We start from the raw sequence: 16,888 nt of genomic DNA on the forward strand, positions 1-16,888 counted from the left end.
TTTTACAGCAAAAAAACCTTGTCAGTGCTGACAAGATTTTCTAATGCATTATTGATGGAATTTTTTAACAAAAGTTTCAAAAGCTTGAACTGTTGTTTCATAGAATTTAGCGCTTGTTTCATCAAATGCAAAGTTTCCATTTTCATCAAAATTCTTGTAAATATTAGCAAATGAAATACGTGGTTGTGACATAACGTGTGCCCCCAAATAGTTCAAAATTGAACGTGTTTGTTCTTGAGGAACCATTCCGCCGCTGACACCAGCACTTGTCGTAATAATCAAGACAGGCTTGTTCAATGTAGGTTTTGGAGCACCTTGAACAGTAGCTCTTGATACCCAGTCCAACAAGTTTTTCAAAACACCTGGAACAGATAAATTATATTCAGGCACGACAATCACAAGTCCGTCGCTGGCATTGATTTCGTCCATGATACGGTCGATTGACGCTGGACGTGGAAATTCATTATCGACATTGAATAATGGCAAATCACTATAATTGATTTCGCTTAATTCAACGGCATCTGAAAAATATTTTTCACCTTCCAAAAGAACTTTTCTTGATGTTGAATGATTGCTCAAACTTCCGACAATAGCTGCTATTTTCATATTAAATTTTCCTTTAGTTTTTTTTGAGTCATAAAAACAAAACCACTCAAATCTATTGTAACCTATTTTTATCAAAATAATAAACAATTAAGACGACGCATATTTACGTTTTCATGACAATCATTGCAAAAAAAAACCTGAACCGAAGTTCAAGATTTTTTTCGTCATTAGTGACAGATTACATCATTTTGTTGTAGAATTCGACGATAAGTGCTTCGTTGATTTCTGGGTTGATTTCGTCGCGTTCTGGAAGGCGAACAAGTGTTCCTTCAAGTTTGTCAGCATCGAATGATACGAAGTTAGCGCGTCCTTTAGTAGCTTCAACAGCTTCAAGGATAGCAGGAACTTTAAGTGATTTTTCACGAACTGAAACAACTTGACCTGGTTGGATACGTGCTGATGGAATATCAAGACGTTTTCCGTCAACAAGGATGTGACCGTGGTTTACGAATTGACGTGCTTGACGACGAGTAGTTGCAAGACCAAGACGGTAAACAACGTTATCAAGACGTTGTTCAAGCATCGTCATGAAGTTGAAACCGATAGTTCCTTCTTTTACTTTAGTTGCAGCAACGTACAAGTTACGGAATTGACGTTCAGAAAGACCGTAAGTGAAACGGAGTTTTTGTTTTTCAGCCAATTGAAGACCGTATTCAGAAAGTTTTGAACGGTTGTTTGGACCGTGTTGTCCAGGTACAAAGTTACGTTTAGCAAGTTCTTTACCAGAACCTGTAAGTGAGATACCGTAGCGACGTGATTGTTTCCATGATGGACCAGTGTAACGTGACATTTATAATGTCCTCCAAATATTTTATTTAAGCAAACTAAAGCAGCTTTAGCCTCTTTAAATTGCTTATTGATTTGAAGAATATTGTCAGCCTTGAATTCGTTCATTTTTCCTTCGCCTTACAGCTTCGGTTACTGCTTTGTCTCAAAAGACAAGGAGGCAAGAAAGGAAAAATCCTTCCCTACTCGTAAAAGGGAAAAATGTTGACGAGCTTTCTAGCTGACTGCTATATTCAACCTATCTATTTTATCAAATTTTTGCCATTGCGTCAAGCCTTTTTGTTTTCTTCATTTTCTACCACACGCGCACGAGATTTCTCTCGTCAAAAGTCCTATTCCTCTTTTATTTCTTCTCATTTTATCGTAAAATGAAAAGAGTAATCGTAATATTATTAGCGCATATCAATTATTAGTTAAACAAGAAAATGGAAAAATTGAAAAAATTAACTTATTCTCAAAATATCGTCCTTGCTTTTCTTCTTTTAGCAATCGTCGGAAGCTTGTTGCTCTCCTGCCCGATTGCATCTAAAACAGGACAATGGACTCCCTTTCTCAATAGCCTATTCACTTCAATCAGCGCCTTATGTGTGACTGGCCTCGTTGTTTATGATACTTTTTCTCATTGGTCTTACTTTGGTCAAGCCATTATTCTCATCCTCATCCAAATCGGTGGCGTTGGCTTCATGACCATTATTACAAGTTTATCGCTTATCTTAAAACGTAAAGTCGGGCTCCATGAACGGCAACTTCTCCTTGAGTCATCTGGCTTTTTACATTCGTCTAACCTAATCAAGCTCATTCGGCGAATTCTGCTCTTTGTTTTTATCATTGAGGGGGTGGGTGCTGTTTTACTCTCAATCCGCTTTATTCCAGAGTTTGGTTGGTCAACGGGCATCTATTATGGTGTTTTTCACTCCATTTCTGCCTTTTGTAATGCTGGTTTTGATTTGTTTGGAAATGTGAAAGCAGGTAGTTCGCTAACTTCTTATGTTTCTGATCCTTTAATTTCTTTAACCGTCTGTCTGCTTATTATCTTAGGCAGTTTAGGATTTATGGTGTGGGAAGATTTATTACGCCACAAATTCAATGCAAAGGAATATTCATTCCATACCAAAATCGTCTTATTCATGTCTATCAGTCTGTTGATTATCGGTTGGATTAGCTTTTATCTGCTCGAAAATCAGCAGGCAATGAAAAATCTATCCGATCCAAACAAGCTGATTGCGAGTCTCTTTCTATCCGTCTCTCCAAGAACTGCTGGATTTAGTATCATTCCACTTGATCATCTTTCAAGTCCCAGCTTATTTCTCACATTTATTCTGATGAATATTGGTGGGGCTTCTGGTTCTACTTCTGGTGGGCTAAAAGTTACGACTTTTGCGATTTTGCTCTTTAGTGCCATCAGTAGCGCCCAAAGAAAGCCAACCGTTTCTGTATTCAAACGGCGCTTTGATAATGAAACCATTCAGCAAACTAGCGCCTTACTCACTTTTTATTTAATCATTGGTCTTTCTGGATCATTTGTCCTTAGTGCTTTAAATAATTTCCCTATCGAAAAAATTGTTTTCGAGGTTTTCTCAGCGCTTGGAACTGCCGGATTTTCTCTTGGTTTTTCCGCACATATTCATGGAATTTCCAAGTTAATTATCATTTTATTCATGTTTATTGGAAGAGTGGGCTGGATGGTGCTCATCTTCTCTCTCGTCGGTACAAACAAAAAACCACCTGTCCGTCGTGTCTCTGAAAAAATATTGGTGGGATAAAGGAACACTATGAAAAACAAAATCAACTGGACAAGCAAATCAGTTTTAGTCATCGGTCTTGGTAAATTTGGACGTTATCTTGCTTTGAAAATGCAAGAATTTGGCAATGAAATCATGGTTGTTGATAAAGAGGAAAAAGAAGCACAAAAAGTATCCAATCTCATTGATGATATTTTTATCGGAGATTGTACGAACGAAGCCGTTTTAAAATCACTCGGCGTAACTGACTTTGACATTTGTTTTGTTACCATTGGGGAAGATTTTGAAGCCTCAATCACGATAACCATGCTCCTCAAAAAACTGGGTGCCCAATACATTGTCGTCAAAACAGGGAGTGAATTGCAATCCGAACTGCTCCGAAAAATTGGTGCTGACGAAATCATCTATCCCGAACGAGAATTGGCTGAAAAGCTGGCCCTCAAATATCATTCTAACCATATGTTTGAGTCATATCTGGAGCTTTCCTCAGAATACTCGATTGTCGAAATGGAAGTTCCTGAACATTGGATTGGCAAATCCATGCAAAAACTGGACATTCGCAAAAAGCACGGCTTAAATGTCATCGCCATCAAAAATGACGATGAAATCAAAGTCGTCCCCGATGCCAACTACCTCTTTCATGCTAATGATGTGCTGGTGGTCATCGGCAAACAAGCTGACATTGGCAATTCGGCAAAACACATGTATTAAAAAAAAATTGAATGTGAGTCACATTCATTTTTTTATTTGATTAAAGTGATACGATTTCGTCCATTTTCTCCCAAACAAAAGGAGTATGTGTCGCCACAATCACTGTAGATTTTCCTGTCAGCAATGACAAAATCAAGTCAACAACCTCACGCCCATTTTCTTCGTCTAAACTTGCCGTGGGTTCATCTGCCAAAATAAGCGGTGGATTTTTTATCATAACTTTTGCAATCGCGACACGCTGGGCTTCTCCACCAGATAAAGAATATATTTTCCGCTTCAAATCAGGTTCCAAATTGACCTTTTTCAGCGTTTCAATCATTATTTTTCTTTGTTCGGCTTTTTTCACTTTTTTTCCGACAAAGGCAAGCGCTAGATTTTGCTCAATCGTTTCATTGTCAATCAAACCGTAGTTTTGAAACAAATAGCCGACAAAATCACGGAAATAAACCTGCTCACGAATTTGAGGCAATGGTTTTCCATCTATTTTGACGCTCCCCCCATCTGCTTTTTCAAGTTTTCCGATGATATTCAGAAGCGTTGTCTTGCCTGATCCGGATTGTCCGACCAAGGCATAAGATTTTCCTTCCTCAAACTGATATTCAAAATGATCAAGCACAATCTTGTCATCAAATTTTTTTGAAATGTCTTCTAATTCAATCATACTTATTCTCCCTTCAAATAAAGTATATTCACTGCACCTTGTCTTCTTAGCTGATATGAAAAAATCACACCCATCATCAGTAAGTAAACAAGCAAAATATTAAATGTCACAAGAGGCAAGCCTATCAAAAATGAAATCATCATCATCAAAACTAAGGCAATCGAAATCGTAAGGAGATAGGTCTGATGAATTTTGAATAAATTTTTTCCTGCAAGTTGCTCAATCAAAAATTTTCTACGATTTTGATAGAAATAAACGCTATTTAATAAGGACACCAAGACGCCTGCACTGAGTAATCCCAAAACATTTGCAACAACCATCGTATTCCGCTCAAGCTGAATTTGGTCAACTTTTACTGTTATTTCATTATAACCGTTGTAAAGGCCGCCCATTTTTCCAGTCAGATGATTTTCTGTCATCATTTGGAGGACTTGGCTTGGATTGCTAACCAAAATCTGATTGATATGGGGTTGATAGACACTTGTAAAAGCTTTAGCATCCTTTCCTGTAAAGGTTTTTGCACCATAGACTACTAGGAGTGGCTCCTTAGCAAAACTTTGATCTGAAAGTTGCAAGCCCGTAATGCCAAACATAGAATAAGCAAAGACTTGCTTTTGTGGTGACGTATAAAGTGAGCTTATCGTATGCATATCAGGTGCCCAGGTTTGAAGTGGTTTAACCCACTCTTTAGTCAACTGCTCAAAATTTTGACTTTGACTTTGTGGCACTAGAAATGCTTCCTGTCCTTCTCCAAGATGCATGACTTGCTTTTCGACAGCCGAGGGAAGTTGAATGTGTTCTTTTTTCAGGAAATTTTCATTGACAGTTAAGAGATTTTGGTCTGGGTAAGGGCTGAAATGATAGCCCACACTTGCCAAGTCATTTTGTCCGAAAGTTCCATTGCTATACATGATTTGATTATCAAACTGGTTGGCTACTAACAAGGTATCGGGCTTCTCTAGGAGAGGGAGCAGAAAGTTTATGAAATCTTGATTGTTAACCATATTTGTCATAACCATGCCGTAATAACTCTTGTTTTTCGCCCATGCCGCTTGTCCTTCAGAAAGCGTTTTCAAGGTTTGGTTGGTGGATAAGAGATTAGAGAGCGAAGCTATTGAGACAAAGAGGGTAAGCATCTGGAAAGTAATCATCACGCCTGTCAAAACTTTTAACGGTGCTTTGCCTTTTACTGCAAGATTGATGGGTTGTCTTTGAAAACTGATATAAGCAAGCCATGCTATGAACAGCGTAACCAAAACAAGTAGCAAGCCCCAAGCTGCAATCGGGGTAAAGATCGTTTGAATATATTGAAGTGAAAGATTAGCAGTAATCAAAAAATAAAGCGAGCCAAGTCCAGTACAAAGCACTATAGTAACCAGCACAAAGACAATATTCGACCTTATAGTCTTAAAAGCGAGGTTCTTTCTGCTATATCCTGACAAACGCTCTATACCTGTTTTTTTGATGACAGAGATATATTCAGCCAGAAGCAAGGCAATATAGATAAAAAGCAAAACTAGAAAGATAAACCATAAAGACGGTGTTGCGATAAATTCTTTAAGAATGGTAAAGCTATTGTCCAGTGAAAAAGCAGACACCTGATTTCCAAGTTTTGATAGGTCTGTAGCGGCTTGTCTTGCCGTATAACCTTTCCCTACCACCACATAGTTCGTGGTATCAGGGCTTTCCTTGATGACCGCTTTACTTTTCTGTAAAGGAAGATAGGATGGCAGTTTGATATCCCCGATTTGTTCATAGGTATAGGACATTCCTTCTGATGCTTTTGAATCAGGAAGAACGAATCGTTTAGCGAAACTTACATGATGTGCTTCTGCCAGATTTAAAAGCTCATTTTTGACATTTCCTTTCGTCTGTACAATCACAAAAGTTTGTTGGTTGCCCCCCATCATACCTGGAATTTGCACATTCAGCAATCCAACAGAAATTACCATAATCACCGATAGAGACACGACAATAAAATTGTTTTGAAGTATTTTATACATATAACCTCCTCCCTATAAAAAACGTCCTAGCCTAACTTCTACTAGAACGTTTTACACTATCACTTAATAAGTACTTGTATTTGCGTAAAATGCTGCTTGATCCCAAAGGTCACCAATGCTTGCCGTTGCATATTGTCCGCCCTTTGCATCAAAAATTGAACAAGCTCCATTAGCGACATTGATAATTTTTGCTCCATGTGCTTGATTCGCCATGTAATATTGTGAATAAGCATTTGTGAGAGTATAGCCATATTGCCAAGTTCCACCACTCCATGATTTTGTATTTGTGGTATAGTTATCTCCATAAGTTACAGAGGTGGTTGTAGCAAACGCTGGAGTTGTAGAAAGTCCAAAACCGAGTCCAAATAAAGCAACTGTTGAAACAGCAATTATTTTTTTAACTTCCATAACGAAGTCCTTTCTGATTGTTTTTCTAAACAAACAAAATAAATTTTTCCGCTTTCGGTATTCCTTGAAAATACCTGTAATGACTTATAATCTCCTCCTTTTATGTGTTCTGAAACTATGGTTGGTGTACACCTAACTCCCTTTTATCTAGATAAAATCAAAAAATTCAAGTTTTCTAAAAAAAGTTCATAGTTTGATTGTACTTCTACATAGAAGTTGTAACAAGAATGAGTGGAACAACTTAGATTTCCATTGGACTGTACCTCTACTATATCTATTGTTGGCTGAACCCTTTATTTCGGTTCCTTGATTTCATGAGCTTATTATACACCCCGATTTTTCCATTTGGGTATTTATATAAGCGTTCTTATATTTTTTATAATAAAAAAAAATCTGTAAATAATACAGATTTTTTAGCGAATTGAATTAAAAGCTTTTACAAATTTTTGATAAAGTGCGGTATCCCCAAGATTTTTGATCATTCGAATAACTTCTTCCATTTGATTTACTCCATCGTCATTGTGTTCCTTTTTATAGATATAGTATCCTTTTGTAAATAAATAGCTCAATCTTGAATACTCATCTCTTGGGAGAAGCAAATCTTTTACTCTTTCTAAAATCCCGATAGCAGCCATAAATTCGTCTCTTTCAACTAAAGTAAAGCAAGTCTCTAAAACCGCTTGTGTAACCAGCTTTCTAGCAGTTGGTCTATATTCATAAAAATATGGATGTTTTGTAAAATCTCTTGTAAACGAACGTAAAGCTTTGGTTGTCATGAACTGAGCTACATGGATATAACAATAAATATCTGGAAGAGTCCAATCATCCAATCCAAACAAAAAAGTAGTCACCTCCTCTGCTTCGTTCTCAGTCAATCCTATCTCAAGACAGGCTTTAGCTGCTAAAGAAAAATAATAAAAATCAGGTTGATTTTTCGCTTCATCATATAGTTGTTGGATAAGTTCAAAGTTAGAGTAACAATCAGCATAATCTAACTTGTGAAATAAAGCTAAAATAACTTCTTCAGAGCCATTATTCAGAAAAAAACTAAAATCAGAAAGGGGAATATGCATTTTTTGCAATGCGTCATCTATTTTGTTGAGGGGAGGCATTATTTTCCCCTCCTCAAATAAATCAAGCATTAAAGGTGAAAGACCTAAGTCTGTAAAGTCTGTAGTTTCAAAGCCTCTTTGTTCACGAAGGCTGCGGAAAACTCTGCCGTATCTTTGATAATAATTCTGATTCTCAACCACATCTAAAAAAGAGGTCAAATCAATCCCTAAAACTTTCAAAGCAAACTCTAGCTTATCTAGTTTAGGTAATGATTTTCCAGCTTCAAAAGCTGTGATTGTCTGATAAGAAAGATTTTCTGTATCAAACGCTTTTAAAGGGAGCTGAAGCGACTCTCTCATGTCTTTAAAAGTTTGTCCCATCTTTTTAATATCCATATTTTCCATTTTCCATGGTTTATTTATCATTATACAATAATAATCTTTAGAATACGTATTCAAACTTATCAACGCTCTATTTTTTAGCCATACGTTCGCTTCAGTTTATTTGCACCATCAAAAAAAGGAGCTGAGACATTTTCCGTAGATTATGCCGCAGTTCCCTTTTTATTCGTCTCATTTTTTATTCGCTTTGGAGCGCCAAAAGACGTGCAATATTTGCTGTTGTTCGTTCGACATTGCTTTTTCCTTCTCGCAATGCTGTCTCAAGGTCGCACGCTTTAGATTGAATGCCGAAAATCGCTGTAATTCCTTCATCATATAAGACATCGACATCCTTGCCCACATGACCTGCGAGAGCAAGGCAAGGCACATAATATTTTTGAGCAATCTGTGCCACACCATAAGGCACTTTTCCAAACTTGGTTTGAAAATCCATGCCCCCCTCGCCTGTGAAAACAAAATCAGCCCTTTTGATTTTTTCGTCCAATCCAATCAAGTCGCAGATAAGCCTTATCCCAGACTGAAGCTTGGCAGGTGTGAAAGCCAGCAATCCTGCACCCAAGCCACCCGCAGCGCCGCCACCTTTGACATTTTCCACATCAATCCCCAAATCACGAGAAATAAGTCTGGCATAGTGCTGTAAATTTTTGTCCAGTTGTTCCATCATTTCTGGACTTGCTCCTTTTTGCCCGCCAAAAACATAGGAAGCACCGTTTTTTCCACAGAGCGGATTGGTCACATCACTTGCTACCAAAAATTCAATCTTCTGAACGCGCCTATCAAAGTTTGTCACATCAATTTTCCGCAACTCTGACAAAGCGGCAGCACCCAATGCGATGGAATTTCCGTTTCCGTCAAGGAGTCTTGCACCCAGTGCCTGAGCCATTCCTGCACCGCCATCATTTGTCGCAGAGCCACCAATGCCAAGAACAATTTTTTCAGCTCCATAATCAAGAGCGGCTTTAATCAATTCGCCTGTGCCAAAAGTCGTTGTCAACAATGGATTGCGTTCAGCTTCTGTCAGTAATTCGAGGCCACTGGCTTTTGCCATTTCGATGACTGCCGTTTTACTATTCCCTAAAAAACCAAAATAAGTTTTCACTTTTTGATTTGCAAGTGGGCCTGTTACTACTGCTTCGATTTTTTCACCTTTTGTTGCTTCAATCAAGACATCTGTTGTGCCTTCGCCACCATCTGCCATCGGTGCATTGACGATTTCAGCATTTGGAAAAACGGTCAAAATTCCTTTTGACATGGCTTGACAGACCTCATTTGCAGTCATACTCTCTTTAAAAGAATCTGGTGCAAGCACGAATTTTTTTATCATTTTTCACTCCTCCTTAATCTCGGAAATTTCTTGAGCTATCTTGCCTTCATTATAGCATTTCTAGCCATAGAATAAAGAGTGAAATCTAAAAAAATGCAACAAAAAAACCGTCCCTTAGGACAGTTTAGTTAGTCGGGAAGACAGGATTCGAACCTGCGACACCTTGGTCCCAAACCAAGTACTCTACCAAGCTGAGCTACTTCCCGTAGCATTGTTTTCAATAAAAAAATGACCAATGTCATACTTTAGTGATGCAAGCAGTAGGATTCGAACCTACAACCGTCTGATTCGTAGTCAGATACTCTATCCAGTTGAGCCATGCCTGCAATGTCTTATTCCAAACGACTTATTTATTATATCAAAGACTTCTTAAGAATGCAAGAATTTAGGTCTAAAAAAACTAAAAAACTGAAACAAGGTTCAGTTTTTTACTTTCATATCAAGGAATTTAGCTATGTTTTCCACAGCAAAATCAAGCACTTCTTCATTAGGCGACATTTGATTTGAATGAAGGGCAAAAGGACTGTCAATCCCCAGCCAGAACATGACCCCAGGGATTTTCGACAATAGATAACCAAAATCTTCCCCAGTCATCGCTGGTGCAATATCAATCAAATGAACGGCATCATCTTTACTGAAAAAATCCATCAATTCTTTTGCTAAAATCGGATTATTTTCAACGGGCAGATAACCGCCTTGAATAATTTCAATATCCAGTTCCATATTGAAGCCTTGGGCTACAGCTTTAGCAATCTCAAGGACACGATTTTTTGTGAAATCTAAGACATCAAGGGTCAGAGCACGAATGGTACCGTGAAGAAAGGCTGTCTCAGCAATGATATTATTGGTTGTTCCTGCGTGCATTTCGCCAAAGGTCACAACGGCTGAACCAAGTGGGTCAGTATTTCTAGAAACAATGGTTTGCACCTGTGTGATGAAATAACTAGCAGCAACCAATGCATCATTTGCTTCATGTGGAAATGCCGCATGTCCGCTCTTGCCTTTAAAGGTCAATTTGACCTCGCAAGTTCCTGCAAATAAAGTATGTGTGTTGGTGGCAATATCTCCAACCTTCAAATCTGGCCGAACGTGCAAGCCGTAAAACTCATCTGGTTTCCAATCGCCAAAAGCATTTTCGACATACATCAACTTGCCGCCAGCTTCATTTTCTTCTGCTGGTTGAAACAAGAAAAGAAGATTTTGAAGTGGCTGTTGATCTGCCATTTTTTCAAATAGACCGAGTGCAGTCGTCATGTGTATATCATGGCCGCAGGCGTGCATTTTGCCATTGTGACTTGCAAATTCAAGACCCGTTTCTTCTTCGACAGGCAAGCCGTCAATATCTGTCCGCCAACCGATTGTAGTGGTCGGTTTTGAGCCATGAATCATGACGAGAATTCCTGTCCGCCAAGTTTTCAACTCAATATAATCCTTGTCAGCGCTGACAGCTTTGATGATTTCCAGCAGGTATTTTTGCGTCTCAAATTCTTGCAACCCAATCTCAGGAATACTGTGCAAATGACGACGAATTTTGATTAAATCTAGCATTTTATTCTCCGAATTATTTATCAGTATTATAAATTTCTCAATGCATCTTCAAGAGCTGTTTTTTGTTGTGTTTTTTCATCAATTTTTTTGATAATACGTGCTGGCACACCCGCTACAACAACATTTTCTGGCACATCTTGGGTTACAATAGCACCCGCCGCAACGACTGAGCCTTTTCCTACTTGAACCCCTTCAATGACAACCGCATTGGCACCCACCAAGACATCATCTCCGATACGTACAGGTTCAGCACTCGCTGGTTCAATAACGCCCGCAAGAACAGCTCCTGCTCCGATATGTGCATGTTTACCAACAGTGGCACGTCCGCCAAGTACTGCTCCCATGTCAATCATGGTTCCTTCACCGATTTCGGCACCAATGTTAATGATGGCTCCCATCATGACAACTGCACCGTCACCAATGGTTACCTGATCACGAATGATACTTCCTGGTTCAATACGTGCATTCAAATGACGCGTATCAAGCATTGGAACTGCTGAATTTCTTCCGTCAAACTCAACAATATAGTCTTGATTTTCTGTCAGAGCTGACAAAAGTGGTTCAATGTCTTTCCAGTCTCCAACAAGAACTGTACGGTTTGATAAGACAAGGACATTTTCGCCTGCTGACTCCTCAAATGGTTTCTTCAAGGTCACTTTGACCGTCGTTTTTTTCTCTGCATTTCCGATAAATGCGATGATTTCTTGAGCTGATAATTTTTGTGCGTTCATTTGTAATTTTCTCCTTATTCTGACAATTCTATCTAAAAATTTTTGCGAGATTTTCGCAAAAATAATTTATTTTACAAATTCTGAAAGACTGCTAGTCTTTTCGTCAAAGCTGACAAATTTTCCGTCAGCTTCTATTTTGATAAGTGTGGGAACAATGCTGACAGCATAGGTTTCGCGAACGGCTGCAAGCTCTGGATCGATGTCCGTATTCTCGGTGTCAACATAGTGAATGTTGGCTCCCTTTAGTGCGGGCAACTGTCTAGCAAAATAACGTGTCCAAGGACAAGTGACACGGCCAAACAAGATGAAATCGCCTGCTGTCAGCTCTGACAGCTTTTGATAAGTGTTGACCACTGTTACGTGTTCAATATTGTGGAAAAATTCAGCACGTTTTTGGCTACTGTAAGGTTCTGCCACCCAAGTCCCGATAATGATAACGGTATTGTCCTCTGGCGAGACAAAACTAAACATAAAACGACCATCAACAAGTGGTAAAATTTCGCTGTAAGTCAGCCCTAATTCGACGATTTTATCGAAAACCTCGTCCAAATAAGGCAGACAAATGGTCACTGTTTGAGGGTCTGAAACGACTGTTTCATTAAGTGCTACTTCATCTTCAAGCCCCAATTCTTTCCAAAAAATCTCTGCATTGACTAAACTATTCACATTTAATGTAATCATAAGTTCTCCTTATTGAACAAATTTTGTCCACAATATCAGGAGGCCCGCAACAGCAATAATACTGAGGATGAGCCAACTGTCACACGTGCGCCATTTCAACTGACGGTATTTGGTGCGACCGTCACCGCCTTGATAACCACGGCTTTCCATGGCAATCGCCAAATCATCTGCCCGTCGAAAACTAGAAACGAACAAAGGAATCAATATAGGAATAACAGATTTTATTTTTTGAAGTAAATTCCCTTCGCCAAAATCCATTCCCCGCGCCTTTTGCGCATTCATTATCATGGTGGTATCATCCATCAAAGTTGGGATAAATCGCAAGGAAATCGACAACATCAAGCCCAATTCGTGAACGGGAACTTTGATTTTTTTGAGTGGCGAAAGTCCTGTTTCAATCCCATCTGCCAAAGTCAACGGTGGTGTCGTCAATGTCAGAATGGTTGACATGAAGATAATCAAGACAAATCTGAAAAAGATATACACCGCGTTAATCATTGATTCGATTGACAACTGAAAAATCCAAAAATGGAAGATAACGTGACTTCCAGGTGTAAACAACATCTGAAAAATCACCGTAAATAAGATAATCCCAATCATTGGCCGCAGGCCTTTTAGAAAATAAGTAATTGGAATCTTTGACAGCCAAACACCCAAGAAGGTATAAACCAGCAAGAGTGCATAGCCAAACCAGTCATGTGCCAAGAAAATAACCGCAATGAAGGCAATAATTACCAACAATTTCGAACGTGGATCCATTTTGTGAATCACCGAATTCCCTGGAATGTAACGTCCCATCAACATATTCATCTCAATAGGCCTCCTCGCAGGGAAGTAGATTGACCGTTCCCGTTCCCGTTTTCATTTTTCATGCTTGATAAAACCATGACTAATTCTGCTCGCGTGATTGGTAGTTTTTTAAATTCAATGCCTCGTTTTTGCAGTTGAACTGCAAATTCTGTTGCTTTTGGCACACCAAGTTCGTGAGCTTTCAAAAAGTCAACTTTTTGAAAAACGTCATGAGGATTGCCAGAGCTGATGACATGTCCCTTTTCAATCAAATAAACCTGATCAGCATAATTCGCAACATCGTCCATCAAATGCGTTACTAAAACAACCGTTTGTCCACTCGCATGAATGGACTCAAAAAGCTCCATCATTTCAATTCGCGCTTTCGGATCAAGCCCTGCCGTTGGTTCATCAAGTACCAGCACTTCGGGGTTCATTGCCAAAATTCCCGCGATTGCAACACGGCGCATTTGACCTCCGGAAAGTTCAAAAGGCGAACGTTCCCAAAGTTCTTCTGGTAAGCCGACTAATTTTAATTTTTCTTTGGCTGTTTCCGTTGCGTCAGCTTCCGAAATGCCAAAATTCTGTGGGCCAAAAGCCACGTCTTTCAATACTGTTTCTTCAAATAACTGTGCTTCAGGAAATTGAAAAACAACCCCAACCTTTTTTCGTACCGGTTTGATTGCTTTGGCTTTACTGTCATTTGTGATAACAATATCATCAACAGTGACAGAACCTTCTGTTGGTTTTACCAAACCGTTCAAATGTTGCATCAAGGTCGATTTTCCTGAGCCCGTATGTCCAATGACCGCCGTATAGGAGCCATTTTTAATTTCCATATCTATATCAAACAAGGCTCGACTTGCAAAAGGCGTTCCTACTTGATAAGTGAAATTTACTTTTTCAAATTTTATCATTTTATTTTAACATTCCCGCCAGTTTATCGGCTAATTTTTCTTCAGTCAGATATTCTGCTGGTAAATCAAAGCCTTTGCAGCGTAAATCCGCCATCAAATTGGTCGTAAATGGAACATCGAGTCCGATTTCGACCATGTCTTTATGCGAGCCGAAAAGTTGCTCTGGGCCAGCTGTTTGGACAACTTTGCCCGAATTCATCACGATTATTCGATCTGATGCCGCTGCTTCGTCCAAATCATGTGTGATTGACAAAACGGTCAAGCCATATTTGTCTTTGATTTGATGAATAACCGCCATTATTTCTGCACGACCAGTTGGGTCAAGCATGGAAGTTGACTCGTCCAAAATAATAATTTCTGGACGCAGGGCAATAATTCCTGCAATCGCCACACGTTGCTTTTGACCACCAGACAAACGGGCAGGTTCTTTCATTTTGAAATCCAGCATGTTGACAGCCGCCAAAGCTTCATCAACCCGCTTCATCATCTCATCACGTGGCACACCTTGATTTTCCATGCCAAAAGCCACGTCATCTTCAACTGTGGCGCCAACAAATTGATTATCTGGATTTTGGAAAACCATCCCAATTTTACGGCGTAAATCCCAGACATTTTCAACAGTAAGCACTTGGCCATCTATTTTTACAGTTCCAGTAAATTCTTCAAGCAGACCATCAATCAGTCGTGCTGTTGTTGATTTTCCAGAACCATTTTGCCCGATAATCGAGACCCATTCACCTTTTTCCACGAAAAAACTAACGCCGTCCAACTGTTCGACATCGCTCTCTTTTTCATATTTAAAGTGTAAATTTTCTACTTCAAGAATTATATTCATAGTTTTCATTATATCAAATTTTGCGTACTTCTGCGCCCTTTCGTTTCATATCTGCGCTTTATTTTTTGATTTTTTCATGATTTAAATAATTTTTCAAAATCAATATCATCGTCGTCAATTTTAAAGTCTTTAAGAGCTGACTTTAATGGCAAATGTTTCTTTCGCTTATTCACACTGTGTTTGATTTCATTTGCTGACGCCTCCGTCAGTGCTGACGGCAATTTTTTGGCCTGTACTGTCGCCTTTTTAGGCTTTACAATCCCCGTTTTGCTGGTTTTTATGGCAAAATTCTCTCGCGGAAATTCTTTTTTTAAACGCTCAATTATGGACGCCGCACCAAAGTTGCTTCCCACCCAAAATGGCGTATCGCTGGCTTTTGCCGCTTCTTTGGCAAACCTGACCGAATGATGTGCGACATTGAGATTTCTGATGACCACAAAATCAGCTTTGGCCACCAGTTGGTCGATTTCTTGCCGATTTGGTTTTTTCTTGTCAAAACCCAAAAAGTCACAGCCCACTTCTGCCAATCCGTCTCGCAAATTACGCCAATAACCTGATTCACAAATCACTAAAACTGTTTTCATCTTATCTCATTTCCTTTCGCTCGTGATTGATTTCTTCCAAAGAAGTAAAAAACGCTCAACTGAGCGAATTTCCACTTCATTTTAAGGAGAGAAGGGGATTTTAATACACCTGTATCCATTGTTTCCCCAGCTATTTGACCTAAATTTGACCTAAATAGTAAATACTAGTCAATATTAATTGTTAAATTCATTTGCTATCAAGTACTAATTATTATAGTATATAACATATGATAAAACAAGAGTACTGCCACCAAGAGACAGTTTTTATATTTTTTCCCACACTAAAAAAGCACTCTCACCAAGTGCTTTTCTTCTCTAAAATATTCCGCTGGATAATAAAAGTCACCCCCGATTGGGTGACTAAACTAGTAAGATGGATTATCTCTCGTAGCAACTTGGAATTGTTACAAGTTTATTATATCACAATATAATTTTATTGCAAGTGCCTATTGAAAAACAAAAACCCCTGTTATTGGGGCTTTGGTAAGGAATAAGATTCTACTTACCCTACAAATATAATAACACAAACTATTTTATATTGCAAGCGTTTTCTAAAAATAAAAATTAAAACCGCCCTAATGGACGGATAAGAATAGGAAAAACTATAAATGAGTTAGCCTTGTTAGCTATAATTTTATTGTAACATAATATTTATTTATTGCAAGCGTTTTCTAAAACTCATTAAAAAGAAAAAGCCGCCTCATGGACGGAATTCTCTAATGACGTAAATCAACTTAGTTCCTCTTGGAAACTACACTATAATTATACCACTTTATAAAATCATTGCAAGTATTACCTTGGATTTTAAGCAAAATAAAATAGCACTGGTTAAGGTCAGTGCTAGATATGAAAAACTTAAAACTTATTAACAAATTAAATATAACATTATTTCAAGAATGTGTCAACACTTATCTAAAATATTTCTATTATGGTTCTTGTTGGACTCGAACCAACGGTCGCCCCGTTATGAGCGGGGAGCTTTAACCAGCTAAGCTAAAGAACCGAAAACTGTCCACTCACCAGGACAGTTTTGTAATACCTAAGAGAAATACCATAGTCTCGCTAAAGGCTATAAGTTTATTATACAATCATTAATAAAATATTACAA

General features: G+C 38.6%; 16 protein-coding genes and 3 tRNA genes. 2 read left to right on the top strand and 17 right to left on the bottom strand.

Translation table 11 applies throughout. The features are described from left to right. Window positions 1–48: 48 nt before the first annotated feature. Together GHI45_RS04975 and rpsD are read right to left on the bottom strand one after the other, a co-directional pair. Window positions 49–606 (bottom strand): NADPH-dependent FMN reductase, encoded by a 558-nt coding sequence (locus GHI45_RS04975; RefSeq protein WP_147779684.1) that lies wholly within the window; start codon window positions 604–606, stop codon window positions 49–51. A gap of 178 nt (window positions 607–784) precedes the next feature. Beyond that, a complete protein-coding gene (gene rpsD, locus GHI45_RS04980; protein ID WP_147779683.1) occupies window positions 785–1,396 on the bottom strand; it encodes a 30S ribosomal protein S4 in 612 nt (203 codons plus the stop codon). Window positions 1,397–1,817: 421 nt separating this feature from the next. Here rpsD and GHI45_RS04985 point away from each other — a divergent pair, with 421 nt between their 5' ends. Both GHI45_RS04985 and GHI45_RS04990 read left to right on the top strand, forming a co-directional pair. Next, window positions 1,818–3,155, top strand: coding sequence for a TrkH family potassium uptake protein (locus tag GHI45_RS04985; RefSeq protein ID WP_147779682.1), 1,338 nt, complete (start codon window positions 1,818–1,820; stop codon window positions 3,153–3,155). A gap of 9 nt (window positions 3,156–3,164) precedes the next feature. Next, entirely contained in the window at window positions 3,165–3,845 is a 681-nt protein-coding gene (locus tag GHI45_RS04990) for a TrkA family potassium uptake protein (protein WP_147779681.1), read from the top strand. A gap of 40 nt (window positions 3,846–3,885) precedes the next feature. Here the strand turns inward: GHI45_RS04990 and GHI45_RS04995 are convergent, their stop codons facing one another. From GHI45_RS04995 to GHI45_RS05065, 15 genes are all read right to left on the bottom strand, one after another. After that, a complete protein-coding gene (locus tag GHI45_RS04995; protein ID WP_147779680.1) occupies window positions 3,886–4,506 on the bottom strand; it encodes a putative bacteriocin export ABC transporter in 621 nt (206 codons plus the stop codon). 2 nt (window positions 4,507–4,508) lie between these two features. Beyond that, window positions 4,509–6,509, bottom strand: coding sequence for a DUF1430 domain-containing protein (locus tag GHI45_RS05000; protein WP_147779679.1), 2,001 nt, complete (start codon window positions 6,507–6,509; stop codon window positions 4,509–4,511). A 63-nt stretch (window positions 6,510–6,572) separates the two neighbouring features. Beyond that, window positions 6,573–6,917: a lactococcin 972 family bacteriocin gene (locus GHI45_RS05005; RefSeq protein ID WP_147779678.1), complete on the bottom strand. Its 345-nt coding sequence runs from the start codon at window positions 6,915–6,917 to the stop codon at window positions 6,573–6,575. 413 nt (window positions 6,918–7,330) lie between these two features. After that, a complete protein-coding gene (locus tag GHI45_RS05010) occupies window positions 7,331–8,374 on the bottom strand; it encodes an Rgg/GadR/MutR family transcriptional regulator (RefSeq protein ID WP_187230075.1) in 1,044 nt (347 codons plus the stop codon). Window positions 8,375–8,549: 175 nt separating this feature from the next. Next, entirely contained in the window at window positions 8,550–9,695 is a 1,146-nt protein-coding gene (locus tag GHI45_RS05015) for a glycerate kinase (protein WP_147779676.1), read from the bottom strand. A 132-nt stretch (window positions 9,696–9,827) separates the two neighbouring features. Beyond that, a tRNA-Pro gene (locus tag GHI45_RS05020) sits at window positions 9,828–9,901 on the bottom strand. 46 nt (window positions 9,902–9,947) lie between these two features. Continuing rightward, window positions 9,948–10,021, bottom strand: a tRNA-Arg gene (locus GHI45_RS05025). Window positions 10,022–10,115: 94 nt separating this feature from the next. Beyond that, window positions 10,116–11,243 carry an N-acetyldiaminopimelate deacetylase gene (locus GHI45_RS05030; RefSeq protein WP_147779675.1) on the bottom strand — a complete coding sequence of 376 codons (1,128 nt, stop codon included), beginning with the start codon at window positions 11,241–11,243 and terminating at the stop codon, window positions 10,116–10,118. A gap of 26 nt (window positions 11,244–11,269) precedes the next feature. Continuing rightward, on the bottom strand, window positions 11,270–11,974 hold the full coding sequence (gene dapD, locus GHI45_RS05035; RefSeq protein WP_147779674.1) for a 2,3,4,5-tetrahydropyridine-2,6-dicarboxylate N-acetyltransferase: 705 nt from the start codon (window positions 11,972–11,974) through the stop codon (window positions 11,270–11,272). Window positions 11,975–12,040: 66 nt separating this feature from the next. Further along, a complete protein-coding gene (locus tag GHI45_RS05040) occupies window positions 12,041–12,655 on the bottom strand; it encodes a thiol-disulfide isomerase (protein ID WP_147779673.1) in 615 nt (204 codons plus the stop codon). Window positions 12,656–12,664: 9 nt separating this feature from the next. Next, the gene (locus GHI45_RS05045) at window positions 12,665–13,465 is read right to left on the bottom strand and encodes an energy-coupling factor transporter transmembrane protein EcfT (protein WP_147779672.1); all 801 of its coding nucleotides are present in this window, start codon (window positions 13,463–13,465) and stop codon (window positions 12,665–12,667) included. Next, window positions 13,462–14,361, bottom strand: coding sequence for an energy-coupling factor ABC transporter ATP-binding protein (locus tag GHI45_RS05050; RefSeq protein ID WP_147779671.1), 900 nt, complete (start codon window positions 14,359–14,361; stop codon window positions 13,462–13,464). Before GHI45_RS05050 ends, GHI45_RS05045 begins: the two co-directional genes overlap by 4 nt. Window position 14,362: 1 nt before the next feature. Further along, on the bottom strand, window positions 14,363–15,196 hold the full coding sequence (locus GHI45_RS05055) for an energy-coupling factor ABC transporter ATP-binding protein (protein WP_147779670.1): 834 nt from the start codon (window positions 15,194–15,196) through the stop codon (window positions 14,363–14,365). A 74-nt stretch (window positions 15,197–15,270) separates the two neighbouring features. Beyond that, entirely contained in the window at window positions 15,271–15,780 is a 510-nt protein-coding gene (locus GHI45_RS05060; RefSeq protein ID WP_147779669.1) for a DUF2325 domain-containing protein, read from the bottom strand. A 929-nt stretch (window positions 15,781–16,709) separates the two neighbouring features. Further along, window positions 16,710–16,783 (bottom strand) — tRNA-Ile (locus tag GHI45_RS05065). Window positions 16,784–16,888: the final 105 nt, after the last annotated feature.

The organism is Lactococcus sp. dk101, assembly GCF_009601055.1.
Classification (GTDB): domain Bacteria; phylum Bacillota; class Bacilli; order Lactobacillales; family Streptococcaceae; genus Lactococcus.

Excerpts from the sequence above, each read along its gene's own strand:
- GHI45_RS04975 (WP_147779684.1), bottom strand. The coding sequence starts at position 606 with ATGAAAATAGCAGCTATTGTCGGAAGTTTGAGCAATCATTCAACATCA.
- rpsD (WP_147779683.1), bottom strand. The coding sequence starts at position 1,396 with ATGTCACGTTACACTGGTCCATCATGGAAACAATCACGTCGCTACGGT.
- GHI45_RS04985 (WP_147779682.1), top strand. The coding sequence starts at position 1,818 with ATGGAAAAATTGAAAAAATTAACTTATTCTCAAAATATCGTCCTTGCT.
- GHI45_RS04990 (WP_147779681.1), top strand. The coding sequence starts at position 3,165 with ATGAAAAACAAAATCAACTGGACAAGCAAATCAGTTTTAGTCATCGGT.
- GHI45_RS04995 (WP_147779680.1), bottom strand. The coding sequence starts at position 4,506 with ATGATTGAATTAGAAGACATTTCAAAAAAATTTGATGACAAGATTGTG.
- GHI45_RS05000 (WP_147779679.1), bottom strand. The coding sequence starts at position 6,509 with ATGTATAAAATACTTCAAAACAATTTTATTGTCGTGTCTCTATCGGTG.
- GHI45_RS05005 (WP_147779678.1), bottom strand. The coding sequence starts at position 6,917 with ATGGAAGTTAAAAAAATAATTGCTGTTTCAACAGTTGCTTTATTTGGA.
- GHI45_RS05010 (WP_187230075.1), bottom strand. The coding sequence starts at position 8,374 with ATGGAAAATATGGATATTAAAAAGATGGGACAAACTTTTAAAGACATG.
- GHI45_RS05015 (WP_147779676.1), bottom strand. The coding sequence starts at position 9,695 with ATGATAAAAAAATTCGTGCTTGCACCAGATTCTTTTAAAGAGAGTATG.
- GHI45_RS05030 (WP_147779675.1), bottom strand. The coding sequence starts at position 11,243 with ATGCTAGATTTAATCAAAATTCGTCGTCATTTGCACAGTATTCCTGAG.
- dapD (WP_147779674.1), bottom strand. The coding sequence starts at position 11,974 with ATGAACGCACAAAAATTATCAGCTCAAGAAATCATCGCATTTATCGGA.
- GHI45_RS05040 (WP_147779673.1), bottom strand. The coding sequence starts at position 12,655 with ATGATTACATTAAATGTGAATAGTTTAGTCAATGCAGAGATTTTTTGG.
- GHI45_RS05045 (WP_147779672.1), bottom strand. The coding sequence starts at position 13,465 with ATGAATATGTTGATGGGACGTTACATTCCAGGGAATTCGGTGATTCAC.
- GHI45_RS05050 (WP_147779671.1), bottom strand. The coding sequence starts at position 14,361 with ATGATAAAATTTGAAAAAGTAAATTTCACTTATCAAGTAGGAACGCCT.
- GHI45_RS05055 (WP_147779670.1), bottom strand. The coding sequence starts at position 15,196 with ATGAATATAATTCTTGAAGTAGAAAATTTACACTTTAAATATGAAAAA.
- GHI45_RS05060 (WP_147779669.1), bottom strand. The coding sequence starts at position 15,780 with ATGAAAACAGTTTTAGTGATTTGTGAATCAGGTTATTGGCGTAATTTG.